This window comes from Phyllobacterium zundukense (genome assembly GCF_025452195.1).
In the GTDB taxonomy this organism is placed as follows: domain Bacteria; phylum Pseudomonadota; class Alphaproteobacteria; order Rhizobiales; family Rhizobiaceae; genus Phyllobacterium; species Phyllobacterium zundukense_A.
Genome location: NZ_CP104973.1, coordinates 3,321,983 through 3,339,251, shown reverse-complemented (window position 1 = coordinate 3,339,251; position 17,269 = coordinate 3,321,983). Strand labels below are relative to the sequence as shown.

Annotated in this window: 14 protein-coding genes; 10 read left to right on the top strand and 4 right to left on the bottom strand. The window is 55.1% G+C overall.

Annotated elements, in window-relative coordinates; all coding sequences use genetic code 11:
- Position 1 precedes the first annotated feature (1 nt).
- The 8 genes from N8E88_RS28720 to dnaE all read left to right on the top strand — a co-directional run bounded on the left by N8E88_RS28720 (position 2) and on the right by dnaE (position 10,987).
- Positions 2 to 841: a biotin--[acetyl-CoA-carboxylase] ligase gene (locus N8E88_RS28720; protein WP_262293508.1), complete on the top strand. Its 840-nt coding sequence runs from the start codon at positions 2 to 4 to the stop codon at positions 839 to 841.
- 20 nt (positions 842 to 861) lie between these two features.
- Positions 862 to 2,535, top strand: coding sequence for a ribonuclease J (locus N8E88_RS28715; protein WP_262293507.1), 1,674 nt, complete (start codon positions 862 to 864; stop codon positions 2,533 to 2,535).
- A gap of 10 nt (positions 2,536 to 2,545) precedes the next feature.
- The gene (mce, locus tag N8E88_RS28710; protein ID WP_262293506.1) at positions 2,546 to 2,950 is read left to right on the top strand and encodes a methylmalonyl-CoA epimerase; all 405 of its coding nucleotides are present in this window, start codon (positions 2,546 to 2,548) and stop codon (positions 2,948 to 2,950) included.
- Positions 2,951 to 2,952: 2 nt separating this feature from the next.
- Positions 2,953 to 3,222 carry a DUF1467 family protein gene (locus N8E88_RS28705; protein WP_262293505.1) on the top strand — a complete coding sequence of 90 codons (270 nt, stop codon included), beginning with the start codon at positions 2,953 to 2,955 and terminating at the stop codon, positions 3,220 to 3,222.
- 581 nt (positions 3,223 to 3,803) lie between these two features.
- Positions 3,804 to 5,144, top strand: coding sequence for a proline--tRNA ligase (gene proS, locus N8E88_RS28700; protein WP_262293504.1), 1,341 nt, complete (start codon positions 3,804 to 3,806; stop codon positions 5,142 to 5,144).
- The gene (locus tag N8E88_RS28695; protein ID WP_112530907.1) at positions 5,141 to 6,427 is read left to right on the top strand and encodes a lipoprotein-releasing ABC transporter permease subunit; all 1,287 of its coding nucleotides are present in this window, start codon (positions 5,141 to 5,143) and stop codon (positions 6,425 to 6,427) included. The genes proS and N8E88_RS28695 overlap by 4 nt, the downstream gene beginning before the upstream one ends.
- Position 6,428: 1 nt before the next feature.
- The gene (locus N8E88_RS28690) at positions 6,429 to 7,112 is read left to right on the top strand and encodes an ABC transporter ATP-binding protein (protein ID WP_114429312.1); all 684 of its coding nucleotides are present in this window, start codon (positions 6,429 to 6,431) and stop codon (positions 7,110 to 7,112) included.
- A gap of 392 nt (positions 7,113 to 7,504) precedes the next feature.
- Positions 7,505 to 10,987, top strand: a complete 3,483-nt coding sequence (gene dnaE / locus N8E88_RS28685) for a DNA polymerase III subunit alpha (RefSeq protein ID WP_262295675.1) — start codon at positions 7,505 to 7,507, stop codon at positions 10,985 to 10,987.
- 105 nt (positions 10,988 to 11,092) lie between these two features.
- On the opposite strand, the gene N8E88_RS28680 is transcribed toward dnaE, so the two are convergent.
- Together N8E88_RS28680 and N8E88_RS28675 are read right to left on the bottom strand one after the other, a co-directional pair.
- Positions 11,093 to 12,424: a DNA polymerase IV gene (locus N8E88_RS28680; RefSeq protein WP_410010629.1), complete on the bottom strand. Its 1,332-nt coding sequence runs from the start codon at positions 12,422 to 12,424 to the stop codon at positions 11,093 to 11,095.
- An 84-nt stretch (positions 12,425 to 12,508) separates the two neighbouring features.
- On the bottom strand, positions 12,509 to 12,796 hold the full coding sequence (locus N8E88_RS28675) for a DUF3572 domain-containing protein (RefSeq protein WP_262293502.1): 288 nt from the start codon (positions 12,794 to 12,796) through the stop codon (positions 12,509 to 12,511).
- A 286-nt stretch (positions 12,797 to 13,082) separates the two neighbouring features.
- On the opposite strand from N8E88_RS28675, the gene N8E88_RS28670 reads away from it, so the two are divergent.
- Positions 13,083 to 13,454: a response regulator gene (locus tag N8E88_RS28670; protein ID WP_008122893.1), complete on the top strand. Its 372-nt coding sequence runs from the start codon at positions 13,083 to 13,085 to the stop codon at positions 13,452 to 13,454.
- A gap of 18 nt (positions 13,455 to 13,472) precedes the next feature.
- Positions 13,473 to 14,852 carry a PleD family two-component system response regulator gene (locus N8E88_RS28665; RefSeq protein WP_262293501.1) on the top strand — a complete coding sequence of 460 codons (1,380 nt, stop codon included), beginning with the start codon at positions 13,473 to 13,475 and terminating at the stop codon, positions 14,850 to 14,852.
- A gap of 97 nt (positions 14,853 to 14,949) precedes the next feature.
- Here the strand turns inward: N8E88_RS28665 and rpmG are convergent, their stop codons facing one another.
- Both rpmG and N8E88_RS28655 read right to left on the bottom strand, forming a co-directional pair.
- Entirely contained in the window at positions 14,950 to 15,117 is a 168-nt protein-coding gene (rpmG, locus tag N8E88_RS28660) for a 50S ribosomal protein L33 (RefSeq protein WP_008122896.1), read from the bottom strand.
- 538 nt (positions 15,118 to 15,655) lie between these two features.
- On the bottom strand, positions 15,656 to 16,831 hold the full coding sequence (locus tag N8E88_RS28655) for an MFS transporter (RefSeq protein WP_262293500.1): 1,176 nt from the start codon (positions 16,829 to 16,831) through the stop codon (positions 15,656 to 15,658).
- Between the last annotated feature and the right edge of the window lie 438 nt (positions 16,832 to 17,269).

Here is a 17,269-nt window from a genome sequence, read left to right as displayed (position 1 = left end):
GATGGGATTCTCACTTTCGCCTCTGGCAGAGCAAGACGGCTTTCGGCTGGAGGCATTCGATACGATCGGCTCAACCAACGCCGTGGCATTGGAACGTGCGCAGGCGGGCGATCCCGGAAAACTTTGGATCGTCTCCAAACAGCAGGAGAGCGGTCGTGGACGACGCGGCCGAGCCTGGACAACCTCGCATGGCAATCTCGCTGCTTCGCTGCTCTTGACCGGAAACTTCGAGCTGAAAACCGCCGCCACACTTGGCTTCGTCGCTGGGCTGTCCCTCGCCGATGCCCTGGATGCTGTTTGTCCAGCGGCGGCCTTCAAAGTAGGAATCGATGGAGCGGGAGATAGCCGGGGCGGCAAATCCCCTATGCGCGTCGAGCTGAAATGGCCGAATGATCTTTTGGCAGACGGTGCAAAGCTTGCGGGCATTCTTTTGGAATCGACACAACTGCCAGACAATCGTTTGGCGATCGTTGTTGGTATCGGTGTCAATGTAGTCGTCTACCCTGATGATGTTCCTTACCCGGCCACTTCGCTGATGAAGCTCGGCGCAAATTGCGACGCGGAAACACTTTTTCTGGCTTTGTCAGATGCATGGGAAGAAAACAGCAGGATCTGGCGTGAAGGCCGAGGGCTAGCCGAGATTCGCAAGCGCTGGCTCGCACGGGCGGCGGGCGTGGGTAGCGAAGTTGCCGTCCGAGTCGACGGAGCTGTGCTGCGTGGTATATTCGAAACTATCGATGAAGATTGCCGTTTTGTCATTCGCGACAATGAAGGCGAACGGATAAAGATTGCCGCTGGCGACGTTCATTTTGGTGCGGTGGCGTCGGCACGTGCTGAGTAGATTTTAGTTTAGGAGTATAAATGGCTAGTTCCGACCAAGCAGAACTTGTTTTCCTGCCCCTAGGTGGTGTCGGCGAGATCGGGATGAACCTGGCCATGTATGGCTATGGTCCTGCGCATAAACGCGAATGGGTTGTGGTCGATATGGGGGTGAGCTTTGCCGGCCCGGATCTTCCAGGCGCTGATCTGGTGTTGCCGGATATTCGTTTCCTGCAAGCGGAACGCCACAATCTCAAGGGCATCGTCATAACGCATGCCCACGAGGATCATTACGGCGCGTTGCTTGACCTTTGGCCCTTACTGAACGTTCCTGTTTATGCGACGCCCTTCGCGGCAGGTCTGCTTGCTGCCAAGCGCCAGTCGGAACCCGGAGCGCCGAATATTCCTGTAACGATCTACCGTGCAGGTGAGACGTTTAACGTGGGGCCATTCGAGTTCGAAGCCATCGCCGTTACCCATTCGATTCCCGAACCGGTTTCGCTGGCGATCAAGACACCGTTGGGTACTGTCATTCACACGGGCGACTGGAAGATGGATCCGGAACCATCGCTCGGACCACTCATCAATGGAGCCCGATTTCGCGCACTCGGCGACGAGGGCGTGCTGGCGTTGATGTGCGATTCCACCAATGCTTTGCGCGATGGTGAGTCGCCGTCCGAGCGGGAAGTCGGCGAAAGCCTGCGCGAGATCATAGAAAATGCCCGCGGCCGCGTTGCGGTAACGACTTTCTCATCGAATGTCGGGCGCATTCGCTCGATAGCTTTGGCAGCGCGCGACGCCGGCAGGCAAACCCTGGTTCTTGGCCGGTCGATGAAGCGCATGATCGATGTGGCGAGCGAGCTTGGCTATCTCGATGGAGTCCCCGAATTCCTGTCCGAAGATGACTACGGCTATATACCGCGCGAAAACATGGTGATCGTCTTGACTGGCAGCCAAGGCGAGCCACGCGCGGCGCTTGCCAAGCTTGCGCGCGACGAAATGCGCAATGTTGCATTATCGGCGGGCGATACGGTGATCTATTCTTCGCGCCCGATTCCCGGCAACGAAAAGCCAATCATCGACACGAAAAACTTGTTGATCGAGCAGGGCATCCACATCATTTCCGATGGCGATCAATTGGTGCACGTCTCCGGGCATCCGCGCCGCAATGAATTGAAGCGCATGTACGAGTGGGTGCGTCCGCGCATCCTCGTACCTGTGCACGGCGAGGCCGCGCATCTGGTCGGACAGGGTTCGCTGGCGGCGATGGCGGGAATTCCGGAAGTGCCACAGGTGCGTAATGGTGACGTACTGCGACTTGCGCCGGGTAGGGCGGAAATCATTGATCAAGCTCCGATTGGCCGTTGGTACAAGGACGGCAAGCTGATTGGTGACGAGGAAGAAGTTGGTATCGTCGATCGCCGCAAGCTTTCCTATGTCGGGCATGTTGCGGTTTCGATGCTGCTTGACGAGAAATTTAATATCATGGAAGACCCTGAAATCGTTCCGATCGGGCTTCCGGAAAATGACGCCGAAGGTGAGCTGCTCGAGGATCTGCTGTACGATGCGGCGGTGAGTGCGGTCCAAAGTATTCCCCGCGAAAAACGCAAGGATATTGCCATGGTACGCGAAGCAGTGCGCAGGGCAGTTCGTGCCGCGGCCAATGAGGTCTGGGGTAAAAAGCCGGTGGTTACGGTTTTCGTGACCCGCCCATAAGGAAACGCCCATGCTCGGACGTCTCAATCACGTCGCGATCGCCGTGCCTGATTTGGAGGCAGCGTCCGTGATTTATCGCGATACACTTGGCGCAAAACTGACGCAGCCGCAGGCTTTGCCGGAACATGGCGTCACCGTCGTCTTCATCGATGTTGGCAATACCAAGATCGAATTGCTGGAACCTTTGGGTGCGGACTCGCCTATTGCCGCATTTCTGGCCAAAAACCCCTCAGGCGGTATGCACCATGTCTGCTACGAAGTGCCCGATATCCACGCTGCGCGCGATCGGCTAAAAAAGCAGGGTGCGCGCATTCTCGGTGATGGTGAGCCGAAGATCGGCGCGCACGGCAAGCCCGTTATTTTTCTTCACCCGAAGGATTTTAACGGGACGCTGATTGAACTGGAGCAAGAATAAGAATGCCAATCGCGACCGCAATGGCGGTGTATTTCATATTTTGGTGGCTCACACTTTTCACAATGCTGCCAATTGGCCTTCGCACGCAGGCAGACGAAGACGATGTGACACTGGGAACAACGCCGAGCGCACCGCACAAGCACCGCATGGGCCGGGTTTTCCTGCTGACGACGATTGTGTCTACAATCATATTTGCCATCTTCTATGTGGTGAATGAGATCCTGGGTTACGGAGTAAACGATCTGCCAGTTTTTTTTCCGCAACTGGACTGAATTTCGCCCGCTAGAATTACCCGCCACGAAAAAAATCAGATTAGCTTGCTAATGAAATTGGATACGGCGCGCGCCAGTAATCTCTCACATCGTTCCTGCCGCTATTTTATTTACAATGCAGTGTTGGAAGCTGAAGCGCCAAGAGGCGAGTGATAAGTTACTTCAAGAAAATACAGCAACGTATTGATTCGACAAAATCAGACAAAAAAAATGCAAGGCTTTCACCTTGCATTTTAAAGATCGCGTCTGACCAAATCCACTTGCGTGGCGGCTGCGGAAAACCGCGCCTAGGTCACATCCTCCCAAGACTTTGACCGCGTAGGAAAGCAGAAATATTCTTACTTTCTCCTTATGATTAAAAAAATAGCGGACTGCCTGCGAAATGTCACGAAAAATATTCGTTCTTGTCATTTTTTGCTTACAAATCCGGCAAGGCAGTGAATCTCTTATAAATACCTGCCCGTTTCATTTGGCGTTACGGGTTCCCAATCCACCGGGAAGCCGGTAAAGAAACATCACTTTGCACTTGGTTTTGCCTGATTCTTAAAGCACTCAGGCGATGTTCAATTTGGTGATTCTCCATGCGGCTTTCCCGTTACCTTTTACCCATCCTGAAAGAAAACCCCAAGGAGGCGGAAATCGTCTCCCACCGCCTGATGTTGCGTGCAGGTCTGATACGCCAGGAATCGGCGGGTATCTATGCCTGGTTGCCGGCAGGTCTGCGGGTTCTGAACAAGGTGAGCGCTATTGTTCGCGAGGAGCAGAATCGTTCCGGTGCAATCGAACTCCTCATGCCGACAATCCAGTCTGCTGATCTTTGGCGCGAAAGCGGGCGTTATGACGCGTATGGCGACGAGATGTTGCGCATCAAGGATCGTGGTGATCGCGACATGCTCTTTGGTCCGACGAATGAGGAAATGATCACCGAGATTTTCCGCGCCTATGTCAGATCTTACAAAGACTTGCCGCTCAATCTTTATCATATCCAGTGGAAGTTTCGCGATGAGCGCCGCCCGCGTTTCGGGGTCATGCGGTCGCGCGAATTCCTGATGAAGGATGCCTATTCCTTTGATCTGGATTTTGAGGGCGCGAAAGCGGCATATAATCGTATGTTCGTTGCCTATCTGCGCACGTTTTCGCGATTGGGTATCAAAGTCATTCCCATGCGGGCCGATACGGGTCCGATCGGCGGCGACCTCAGCCACGAATTCATTATCCTCGCCGATACAGGAGAGAGCCAGGTATTCTGCGATCGCGCCTATCTCGATTTGCCCGTGCCCGGTCCCGATACCGACTTTAATGATGATGCACAGATTGCTGATATCGTTAAGCGTTGGACCACGCCTTATGCTGCCACCGACGAAATGCATGATGAGGCGGCATGGGAAAAGGTCGGTGCTTCGGAGCAACTCGCTGCTCGCGGTATCGAAGTGGGCCACATTTTCCACTTTGGAACAAAGTATTCCGAGCCAATGGGCGCCAAAGTAACCGGACCCGATGGCAAGGACTATCCGGTTTCAATGGGCTCCTACGGTATCGGGCCGTCACGTGTAGTCGCTGCAATCATCGAAGCGTCGCATGACGAGAACGGCATTATATGGCCGAAAGCCGTTGCGCCATTCGGTGCAGGCATCGTGAACATGAAACCTGGCGATGCAGCCTGCGACGCTGTTTCGGCTAAATTGTATGATGCGTTGACCAATGCCGGCCTTGAACCTCTGCTTGACGATACAGATGATCGCCCGGGTGCCAAATTCGCCACCATGGATCTGATCGGTCTCCCCACACAGGTCATAGTCGGCCCGCGCGGCGTTGCGGCCGGCGAAGTCGAGATCAAGGACCGTGCAACCGGCGAGCGCGAGACTTTGAGTGTCGAAGCTGCGCTCAACAAGCTCGCGGGCGTTCAGGCAGGAATTTTATGAGCGAAAAGGCAGTCACCGCGCCGAACGGTTCCAAGCCGTTCTCAGCCTATGAACGTATGATCGCCTGGCGCTATTTGCGCGCCCGGCGCAAGGAAACGTTCATTTCCGTGATTGCCGGGTTCTCTTTTACCGGGATCATGCTCGGTGTCGCGACGTTGATCATTGTTATGGCAGTGATGAATGGCTTTCGTGCTGAACTCTTGACGCGCATCCTCGGCATCAATGGCCATGTTATCATGCAGCCGATGGATCGGCCTTTCGACGATTACGATGCGGTCATCAAGCGCGTCGACGCTGTTCCCGGCGTCTCCTTTGCCATTCCGGTTGTCGAGGGTCAGGTGCTGGCCAAAGGTAATGTCGGGGCAGGGGCTGGCGCCTTGGTGCGCGGCTTGCGCGAGGAAGATATCGCCAAACTTCAGCTTGTTTCCAAAAACGTGCGCCAGGGTACGTTTCAGGGATTCAACACGGCTGGCGGCGTCGCTATCGGGACGCGTATGGCCGAAAATATGGGTCTCGGTCTCGGTGATAAACTTACCCTGATATCTCCGGATGGGGATGTGACGCCGCTTGGCATGGCTCCGCGTGTCAAATCCTATCCGGTTACAGCTATATTCGAGATCGGCATGTCCGAGTATGACGCATCGATTGTACTTATGCCGCTCGATGAATCGCAGCTGTATTTCAACCAGGAAAACAAGGTTCAATCGATCGAGATATTCGCCGATAATCCGGACAATATCGATGCATTGAAGAAGCCGATCGAGGATGCGGCACAGCGGTCGATCATGCTTACCGACTGGCGTCAGCGCAATCAGACGTTCTTTTCCGCCCTTCAGGTTGAGCGTAATGTCATGTTCATGATTCTGACGCTGATCGTTCTCGTCGCGGCTCTCAATATCATCTCGGGACTGATAATGCTGGTGAAGGATAAGGGGCATGACATTGCCATCCTTCGGACCATGGGGGCGACGCGAAATTCGATCTTGCGCATCTTTCTTATGACGGGTGCTGCGATCGGTGTGACCGGAACGATTGCAGGTGTGGTTCTTGGTGTCGTTGTATGTCTCAACGTCGAACGAATCAGAGAATTCTTTTCCTGGATTTCCGGAACCACGCTGTTCAATCCTGAACTCTATTTCTTGAGCACCTTGCCCGCCAAAATGGATTTCAACGAGACCTTCTCGGTCATTCTGATGGCATTGGTCCTGTCATTTCTGGCAACGCTGTTTCCGGCATGGCGCGCAGCCAAGCTCGATCCCGTTGAAGCCTTGAGGTACGAATAACATGGTGGCAGGGCCAATTTTGCAGCTGATGAATGTCGGCCGCCGTTATGATGAGATTGGCCGTGAGTTGGTCATTCTCAACGACGCCAGCTTTTCGCTTGGCAAAGGCGAGATGGTGGCGCTTGTCGCGCCTTCCGGGGCCGGCAAATCGACGTTGCTTCATACAGCTGGATTGCTGGAGCGGCCAGACAGCGGCGATGTCATTCTCGATGGCAGGTCCTGTGGTTCGCTTTCCGATGAAGAACGCACCGCAATCCGTCGCAACGATATCGGCTTCGTCTATCAGTTCCATCACCTTCTGCCCGAATTTACGGCACTCGAAAACGTTATGATGCCGCAGTTGATTCGTGGAATGAAGCCGGCTGTGGCGTCCGAGCGGGCCCAGCAGCTACTCGATTATATGAAGGTTGGCGCGCGTGCCTCACACCGCCCCAGCGAACTCTCCGGCGGCGAGCAGCAGCGCGTGGCTATTGCCCGTGCTGTGGCGAACGCACCCTTGGTGCTCCTCGCTGACGAACCGACAGGCAATCTTGATCCGGTGACATCTTCTTATGTGTTCGAAGCACTTGAAGCACTTGTTAGACAGTCGGGACTGTCAGCCATGATAGCCACACATAATTTTGAGTTGGCACGCCGCATGGACAGGCGGGTGACGCTCAAGGACGGCAAAATCACCAACCTCTGATCGCGCGACGCTTTTACCTTCCATTAATATTTCGAAAACCATAGCGCTAATAGGCGATTTGGTGTGCTTGACTTTGGAACAAAAAAAGAACAAAAGACATACATACAGACAACGAAGAAGGGTTTTACCGATGAGCGAACTTTTCCAGGATGTTATGTCATTCGTTACAGTCAGCCTGTTCATAGCGACGTTTGCAATGTGGGTCAGCGCAATCTGATAGATCAGGGATCGCTGAGATTGGAGATCCTGCGATCCCATTTCTGTCCACTGCTGAAGCAGGCGAAATCCTCAAATCAGGTGGACACTTCATCGCGCATGTCGGACTATACCGGCGCGGTGAATCAACTTCTCCGTTCAGGTTTTCGGAGACAGAATAATTGGCAGATGGTCAGATAAACAGCAGTCTAAGCGCCGCGAGCAAACAGGCGCTGCGCTTCGTGCACCTTAGAGTCCATTCTGCGTATTCCTTGCTTGAAGGCGCCCTGCAGGTTCCAAAAGTCATTGATCTTGCCGTTGCCAACAAGGCGCCGGCGATCGCGATTACCGATACGAACAATCTTTTTGGGGCGCTTGAGTTTGCCCAGAAGGGCTCGAAGGCAGGTCTGCAACCCATTATTGGCTGTCAGCTTGATATCGCCTTTCACGACCAGGCAGAGGAAAGCCGCAGCGCCAACAGGCGCGAAGCGCTAGGACTGGCGCCGCTCGTCCTCCTTGCGGCCACCGAGGCAGGTTATGCAAATCTCGTGCGTCTCGTCAGCCGTGCGTACCTGGAAACCCCAGCGGGCGATCCCGTGCATATCACTTCGGCATGGCTGAAAGGTCGTGCGGACGGTATCATCGCGTTGTCCGGCGGTCCCGAAGGCCCGATCGCCAAGTCGATCAAGGACGATCGGATTGATCGTGCGCGGCAGCGGCTGAACTATTTGAAATCGCTGTTCGGTGATCGAGTCTATGTCGAACTCCAGCGTCATCGCGGTTACGATCGCGCGTTGGAAGCAGCGCAAGTCGAACTTGCCTACGAACTGGAACTGCCGCTCGTCGCGACGAACGACGTGTTTTTTTCCAAAAGTGCTGATTATGAAGCGCACGACGCACTTTTGGCGATAGCCTCCGGCTCTCTTCTGTCGATTGACGATCGCCGCAGGTTGACACCGGATCACTATCTCAAGAGCGAAGACGAGATGGTGGAGTTATTTGCCGATCTGCCTGAGGCGGTTGAGAACACTGTCGAGATCGCACTACGCTGTTCCTACTATCCCAAGAACCGTGCGCCGATTTTGCCGCGCTTTACGGGCGAGAGCGACGACCCGGAAGCGGCATTGCAGGCCGAGGCCGATGAACTGGCGCGTCAGGCGCGGGAAGGTCTTGCGCAGCGGATCCAGACCTTGGGGCTAGCCGGTGGCCATACAGCCGAGCAATATTCGGAGCGGCTGGAATACGAGATTTCTATCATCACCCGGATGAAATATCCGGGTTACTTTCTTATCGTTGGCGACTTTATCAAATGGGCGAAAGCTCATGATATCCCGGTCGGCCCCGGACGTGGATCAGGCGCGGGTTCGCTCGTCGCCTATGCCCTGACGATCACAGACGTCGATCCTCTTCGGTTCTCTTTGCTCTTTGAGCGCTTTCTTAACCCGGATCGCGTCTCGATGCCGGACTTTGATATCGACTTCTGCCAGGAGCGGCGCGATGAGGTTATTCGCTATGTTCAGGGTAAATATGGCCGTGATCAGGTAGCTCAGATCATAACCTTCGGTACGCTCCAGGCTCGCGCCGTATTGCGCGACGTCGGACGTGTATTGGAAATGCCGTATGGTCAGGTCGACCGCTTGACCAAAATGGTGCCGGCAAACCCGGCAAATCCTGTGACGCTGTCCAAGGCAATCGAAGACGAGCCGCGCCTGCGCGAAGAGCGCGACAAAGAGCCAGTCGTCGAGAGATTGCTCGACATATCATTGAAGCTTGAGGGGCTTTATCGCCATGCTTCGACCCATGCGGCGGGTATCGTCATCGGTGATCGGCCTTTGTCGGAACTTGTGCCGATGTATCGTGATCCGCGTTCAGATATGCCGGTTACGCAGTTCAACATGAAAATGGTTGAAGAGGCCGGGCTGGTCAAATTCGATTTTCTTGGTCTGAAAACGCTGACGGTGCTGCAGAGCGCCGTCAATCTCCTCAAGCGGCGCGGCGTCACGGTGGATCTTTCGGATCTGCCCTTCGACGACAAGCCCACTTACGAGATGCTATCCCGCGGTGAGACTGTCGGCGTGTTCCAGGTGGAAAGCACCGGTATGCGCAAGGCGCTGATCGGCATGCGGCCGGACCGGATCGAGGATATCATCGCGCTCGTCGCGCTCTATCGGCCGGGCCCGATGGAGAACATCCCGACCTACAATGCGCGCAAGAACGGCGATGAAGAGATGGCGTCGATACATCCGAAAATCGATCATCTCGTCAAGGAAACACAAGGCGTCATCATCTATCAGGAACAGGTGATGCAGATCGCGCAGGAAATGTCGGGTTATACGCTGGGAGAAGCCGATCTTCTTCGGCGTGCCATGGGCAAGAAGATCCGCGCCGAGATGGACATGCAGCGGGTCCGATTCGTTGATGGAGCCGTCGAGCGTGGAGTGACCAAGCCGCAAGCCAACTTCATCTTCGACCTGCTCGCCAAGTTTGCGGACTACGGATTCAACAAATCCCACGCCGCGGCCTATGCGATCGTGTCGTTCCAGACGGCCTACATGAAGGCCCACTATCCAGTAGAATTCCTTGCCGCATCAATGACATACGACATGTCAAACACGGACAAGCTCAACGATTTCCGCCGGGAAGCTGTGCGGCTCGGCATCGAAGTCGTCACGCCATCGGTCAATACGTCTTACCGTTTGTTCGAGGTTGGCGAAAACCGAATCTTCTATTCGCTGGCGGCTATCAAGGGTGTTGGCGAAGCGGCTGTCGATCATATTGTCGAGAAACGCGGTGCGACGACCTATGCCAGCCTCGAGGATTTCTGCGAGCGGATCGACCCGCGTGTCGTCAACCGCCGCGTCTTCGAAAGCCTTATAAATGCTGGAGCTTTCGACTGTTTCGGGCGTGAACGGCCCGCCCTGATCGCCGGGCTCGACCGGATTATCGGTCATGCACAACGCACGCAGGAAGACAGCGTTAGTGGTCAGGCGGATATATTCGGGGGAATGGCCGCAAGTGCCCAAACCATCCAACTCCCCGCGGCTGCACCTTGGCTTTCGGCGGAGAAGTTGCGGCGGGAATTTGAAGCGGCGGGGTTCTATCTCTCGGCGCATCCGCTCGACGAGTACCGGGCAGTGCTGGAAAAGATGCGCGTCCAGACCTGGTCGGAGTTTTCGGCGGCGGTCAAGCGCGGCGCCAATGCAGGGCGTCTTGCCGGGACAATTACGGCCAAGCAGGAGCGCAAGACCAAGACCGGCAACAAAATGGGAATCATCCAATTCTCTGATTCTTCAGGACAATTCGAGGCGGTGCTCTTTTCCGAAGCTCTTGCGCAGTACCGCGATCTGCTAGAACCAGGTCGTTCCGTGGTGGTCACTGTTGGCGCCGAAGATCGGCCGGAGGGCATTAGTCTGCGCATCCAGACGGCTCAATCGCTCGAAGACGAGGCGACCCGCATGCAGAAGGCCTTGCGCCTTTATATGCGTTCCAGCGAACCATTGAGCGCCGTTACTCCCTATCTGATACCGCAAAACGACGGCCAGGTAGTGAGCCTGATCCTGATCAAGGAAAATGGCGCAACCGAAGTGGAGATCGAACTGCCGAACCGCTATCGTGTCGGTCCGCAGGTCGCAAGTGCGATGAAAGCCATACCGGGAATTGTGGAAGTCGAGATGGCCTGAGAGGCAAACCTCAACCAGCAACAACTGAATTGCAATTCCGGGTGGAAAATTTCGTTCCAGATTCGGCTATTCTTGTTCCAGATTGGGAGAGTCTTTGTCCCATATTCACCGGTTTTCGTTTGAATCCGTATCATCCGGCAGAGCTTCGACTCGAGATTTGATCCTGCCGAACGTGTATCCGGTCTCGACAGCATTGTTGCCGAATTTCCCGCGGAGCTTGTCTATCGCCGTTTCGGCAACCGCACGTTTAGTCGCTTGAATATCGACCAGGTCGAGAGGGTCAGCGCGATCATCGTTGCCAAGGTCGCTGACGCCTATCCCGAGCAGACGAAATCGTGTGCCGTCGATTTCTTTTTCAAGCAGCGAAAAACCGGTGCGAAAAATCCGGTCGGCCAGTTGTGTCGGATCAGACAACTGCCGGTTCCGGGTTCTAAGTTTGAAATCCCGAGACTTCAATTTGAGAACGACGGTCCGTCCCGCGATGTCCGCCGCTTTGAGGCGCCTCGAAACCTTTTCCGACAAAGATCGCAATATCGGCGTGAGCTCTTCAAGCGATGCGATATCTGCATTGAAGGTCGTTTCAGCGGATACACTTTTGCTCTCGCTGTCAGGTTCCACACGCCGCGTATCAAGTCCCCGCGATAGACGGTAGAGGCGCTGCCCCATCGTACCATAGGCAGCCATCAAGGGACCAAGTTCCATCGTCTGAAGTTGGCCTATGGTGCGAATGCCATCGCGCTCCAGCGTTGCATTGAACGCCTTGCCAACGCCCCATATCATGGTCACCGGTTTATCGGCCAGGAAAGTGGAGGCCTCTTTCGCTCCGATGACAGCAAAGCCGCGCGGCTTTTCGAAGTCCGAGGCAATCTTTGCGAGAAACTTGCAATAGGAAATGCCGACCGAAACCGAAAGCCCCATTTCTCGTTCTACTCGATTTGAAAAATGCGCCATCACCCGGGCCGGTGGATCGTGATGAAGGCGCTCTGTCCCTGACAGATCCAGAAAAGCTTCATCGATCGACAGCGGCTCGACCAAAGGAGTCAAATCGCGCATCATCTGCCGGATTTCGCGACCAACGCGGGCATATTTTTCCATATCAGGACTGATCACAACAGCGTGCGGACAAGCCGCCAGAGCTTTAAACATCGGCATCGCCGACTTCACCCCATGGATGCGGGCGACATAGCAAGCCGTTGAAACGACGCCACGTTTCCCCCCGCCAATAATGACCGGCTTGTTTCGCAATTCCGGATTGTCGCGCTTTTCCACTGAAGCATAGAACGCATCGCAATCCACATGAGCGATGCTGAGGCGATACAGTTCCGGATGGCGCAAGAGACGCGGGCTGCCGCACACATGGCAGCGTTTTCCGTCGGTTGCCTGAGCTGCCAGACAGTCACGGCAAAAACCAAATCTCGGATCGTTGAGGGTTGCCATCGGGGTCCGGAACATAAAAGGAACGAGCAGACCTTAGCGAAGGTGCCGTTACCTTGCAACGATCAGCCAAGACCTATCAACCGTTCAATCGATGTCTTGCCGGCCACCAGGAAGGAGCCGAAGCGCTTCCTGGAATCGGGCAGGATTTGTTCCTGTTGCCTCGCAATAGCGCAGCAACGTCGGTTCGTGCCCAAGGTAGAACTGGAGAACGCCCGCCAGAAATCCCGGCTCGCCGGCAGCCCTCCGAATCTGTTCGGCGGTAATTCCCGTCAATGCAAGGAACCGGGCAAGCAACTCGCTGTCGTCAGCCAGAAACATCAAAGCATTGATTGCCAAGGTTTCCGCGTCGCCGACATTGACTTGATCCTTCATTACACCGCCTCCCGCCCAGAATAGTACTGTTCACAGTCCCATCCGCTGTTTCGTTGTTTCCAAATTTCGCTATAGCCGGTTGAATATGATCAAAAGAAGATGTTCAATAAATCCTTGGTTAAACATGATCAGCAGCATTTCGGGATTGGGCTGAAGAGTTTCCTTTTCATCAATCATCACAGGCTATCAAATGCATCCATACAGTTGGGGCTGCGATCCGATCTTTGTCCCATAAAACTTGACAGGTGGCATGCGTCTTTCAAGCATGATCAACAGGAAATTGCCGATGGTAAAGAAAGTGATGATCGTCGAGGATAATGAGCTTAACATGAAGCTCTTCCGCGATCTTATTGAAGCCAGCGGCTATGAAACCATCCGGACCCGCAATGGGCTGGAAGCACTTGATCTGGCTCGCGAACATCGGCCTGATCTGATCCTCATGGACATTCAGCTGCCCGAGGTGTCGGGTTTGGAAGTCACGAAGTGGCTGAAGGCGGACGACGATCTGCATGTAATCCCGATCATCGCCGTTACCGCTTTCGCCATGAAAGGCGACGAAGAACGTATCCGGCAGGGCGGTTGCGAGGCCTATATTTCAAAACCCATCTCGGTGCCGAAGTTCATCGAAACCATCAAATCTTATCTTGGCGACGCTTGATCGTCAGGGGAGTGAAATATGACGGCCCGCATTCTAGTCGTTGACGATGTTCCCGCCAATGTGAAGCTGCTCGAAGCGCGATTGAGCGCGGAGTATTATGAAGTCGTCACGGCATCGGACGGCTACGAGGCCTTGGAAATATGCGAGAACAGCAATGTTGACGTCATTCTGCTTGATATCATGATGCCAGGATTGGACGGGTTCGAAGTTTGCCGCCGACTGAAGTCGCAGCCTTCAACCGCACATATCCCTGTGGTCCTGGTCACGGCTCTGGATCAGGACACAGACCGCATTACCGGACTGAACTTAGGTGCTGACGATTTCCTGACCAAACCCGTAAACGACTTGCAACTTCTTGCACGCGTGAAGAGCTTGGTGCGATTGAAAAACCTGACCGATGAGCTGCGGTTACGGGTTGCTACTACCCGCGATGTCGGGTTGGAGTCGATCTTGCGGTTCCCGAGTGGCAGCGAGGGCAGCGCCAAGAACGCCCGTGTTCTGCTGATCGATGAACGACCCGAAAGCGTCGAGCGGATTCAGCGCATATTGGCCGACGAAGGGGTCGTCGATGTTCAAACGGATCCGCAAGCGGGATTCTTCGACGCTATCCAAGGCAACCATGATTGCCTGGTCATTTCATCAAGCTTCGCGAATTTTGACCCGCTGCGCATTTGTGCGCAATTGCGGTCACTCGACAACACGCGGTCGCTGCCCATTATCCTCGTGGCAGATCGGGGTGAAGAACCATTGATCCGGCGCGCCTTGGAATTGGGTGTGAATGACTATCTGGTGCGACCGCTGAATCCGAATGAATTGCTGGCGCGGTTGCGCACACAGCTTCGACGGAAAGCCTATCATGATGGATTGCGGGCCAGTGTCGTCAAGACCTATGAAATGGCGGTCACGGATAGCCTGACCGGTTTGCACAACCGTCTCTACCTGGAGACGCATCTTGCAACCCTGTTCAAGCGCGCTGTCGAACGCCGGCGGCCGTTGTCCATTCTCATGACCGATATCGACCGGTTCAAGCTTATCAACGATACGCACGGTCACGACGGCGGGGACGAAGTGTTGCGGGAATTTGCAAGGCGCTTGCGGCGGAATGTACGCGGCAGCGATCTTGCGAGCCGCTATGGCGGTGAGGAGTTTTTCATAGTGATGCCGGATACCGATTCGGCGCTCGCTGCCGTTGTGGCTGAGCGCATCCGGCGCGAGGTTGCAGCGACACCATTTGTTGTCAATCAAAGCGGGACCGGCGCTCCCGTAACAATCAGCATCGGTATTGCCAGTGTGCTGCCCAAGGATGACAGCGTGCAAAATCTGTTGAAGCGGGCCGACGACGCTCTTTACGGCGCAAAGGCGGCCGGACGCAATCGCGTAGTCTCGGCCGCGGCCTGACGGATAAAAATCAACGGCTTATCGTGTTTGCTCGATAAAAATGTACAAACAAAAATGCCGCCCTGAAGGCGGCATTCTTGTTTCCGGAAAAACAAGATTACTTGATCTTGGTTTCCTTGAATTCAACGTGCTTGCGTGCGACCGGGTCGTACTTGCGGAAAGACATCTTCTCCGTCTTGGTACGGCTGTTCTTGCTCGTAACGTAGAAGAAACCGGTGTCAGCGGTCGACAGAAGCTTGATCTTGATATTCGCAGCCTTGGCCATTTTCAGTTTACCTGTTCTGATTATTGAGGACCGCTATTCAAGTCCAGCAACGTGGCCATAAGCGGAAATTCGGCCGGACACTTAACCGAACGGGGGGAAAAGTCAAGCCTGCGTCGGTCACCGCGCCAATATAATCGATCAATCGGCGTGTCCTCAAATGAAGGACAACCTTGTACCGCATTTTCCGAGATCTCGATTCAACCCTGCGTTCGTTGCCGAGCACCTCAAAGCACGCGATGAGTCAAACTTCGAGATTTGAAGGCAAAAGCAGCAACACCCAGCCAGCCGGTGTATCGGGGGAGACGGGCTCCCCCGACTGCGGCAAGAGCCTTGCCTTCAACCTTGGAGTTGAATCTATGCGGTATTTGCCGTTTAGCATCAGCCTTACTATGAAAAGAACCCGGACGTGCTGGACAATAGCGATCCGGGTTCACTTTCAAAGATAAGGAAGAGAGAGGCGGGCGACAGCTCGCCTCTCACTCCAGGGGCAATATAGCACTGTCTTGAATAAATCCAAGCGCGCTGTAGTTGTAGTTGATTAGCCTCTGCGGCTAATTAGACGTGAGCCCACCAAAAGCGCGTAAGCAGCGAAAAATATCGCAAGGGCGACTGCAAAGCCCGCGGGGCCCATCAGATCCATGCCGATACCGACGGCTTGCGGACCAACGAGCATACCGACTGCGTAGCAGAAGACGAAGGCCGCGTTGGCGGAGGCTAGCTCGCGGCCCGTGAGTTGCGAGCCGAGATGGGCCAGGCCAACGGTGTAAAGGCCGGCCACAACGCCACCCCAGACGAACAGCAATCCCGCGACGAGATACCAGTTGGAATAGATGAATGGCAGGACGCACATGCCCGCCAAGCCGATCAACGCGCAGACAAGCAGGATCTTGCGACGATCATTGACGTGATCGCTGAGGAGCCCAATTGGAATCTGCAGTAGCACGTTGCCGAGCCCGATGGTTGTGAGCAGGAGAGCTGCATTGGCTTCGCTATAGCCGACCCGGGAGCCGAAGACGGGAAACAATGCAAAGCCCCCGGTTTCAACCGCGCCAAAGACAAAGACCGCTGCCGTCGCCGTCGGCACAGCCCAAATGAACGGTGCGAAAGGAACATGCTCCTCTTCATGGAAATCCGGGCTTTCCTTCCACGCGAAAAGCACCGGTAACATGGCGAAGATGATGATGCCGAAGCCGACCGCAAACGGCATGATGCCGACGCTGCCGATACGCGAGAACAGCCATGGTCCAAGCGCGAAGCCCACTGAAAGAACGGTGGCATAAATGCCAAGCACCAGCCCGCGTTTTTCGGGAGGAGCGGCGGCATTGATCCAGTATTCGGAAAGGATGAACAGCATTGTCAGCGCGAAATGCAGGAAAACACGTAGTACGACCCACATCCAGAACTCGGTAAAGAAGTGAAACCCCACGAATGAGAAGCCGCCAATCAGCAACATTCCGAGCAGGGTAGGCACCACACCGAACCGGGCTGCGATGGGAGCAGCGAAGGGGGCGGCCACAATTGACGCGATACCTGCGACCGCGGCGTTCAAGCCTATCATGGTGGCCGAATGGCCGCGGCTCTCCAGAATGACGCTCAGGAGTGGAATGCCAAGCCCGATGGCGACACCAACGGAACTGATGGTGGCGATGGCCGCGACAAGCGCGCGCCAGGAAGACCGGACGGTTGTCTGGCCGGTGGTCGGCGAAGCATCCATAAATCAAAAAACCTCTCGGACGAGATCGTCCATATTTCATACGGTAACGAATGACAGCGCTGCCCGGGGCCAGGGCAGGATTTGCGGCAAGAATCGCCTCGGCTTCCTTTATGATCGTCCGGGTGATCTCTGGAATATCGAGCTGATTTGCCTCGCGGAAGGGCAGCCAGCACAGTTCTTCGAGTTCCTGCGATGGCCCGGTTGTTTCGGGAAGGGTATCGGCGACGGCATCGCGAAAAGCAAGGAAGAACCGTGTATCGAAACGGCGGGAGCGACCGGGCGGCGTGGTTGCTCTCGCAAAATACCGCAAGACAGAGAGATCGGGGAGAATCCTGCGTTCGACAAAGGCGGCCCAGTCCGGGTGTGATATCGAAACGGCATCCGGATGCCGGCGTCCGAGAAGGAGCCCCGCCTCTTCATAGGTTTCGCGAATCGCAG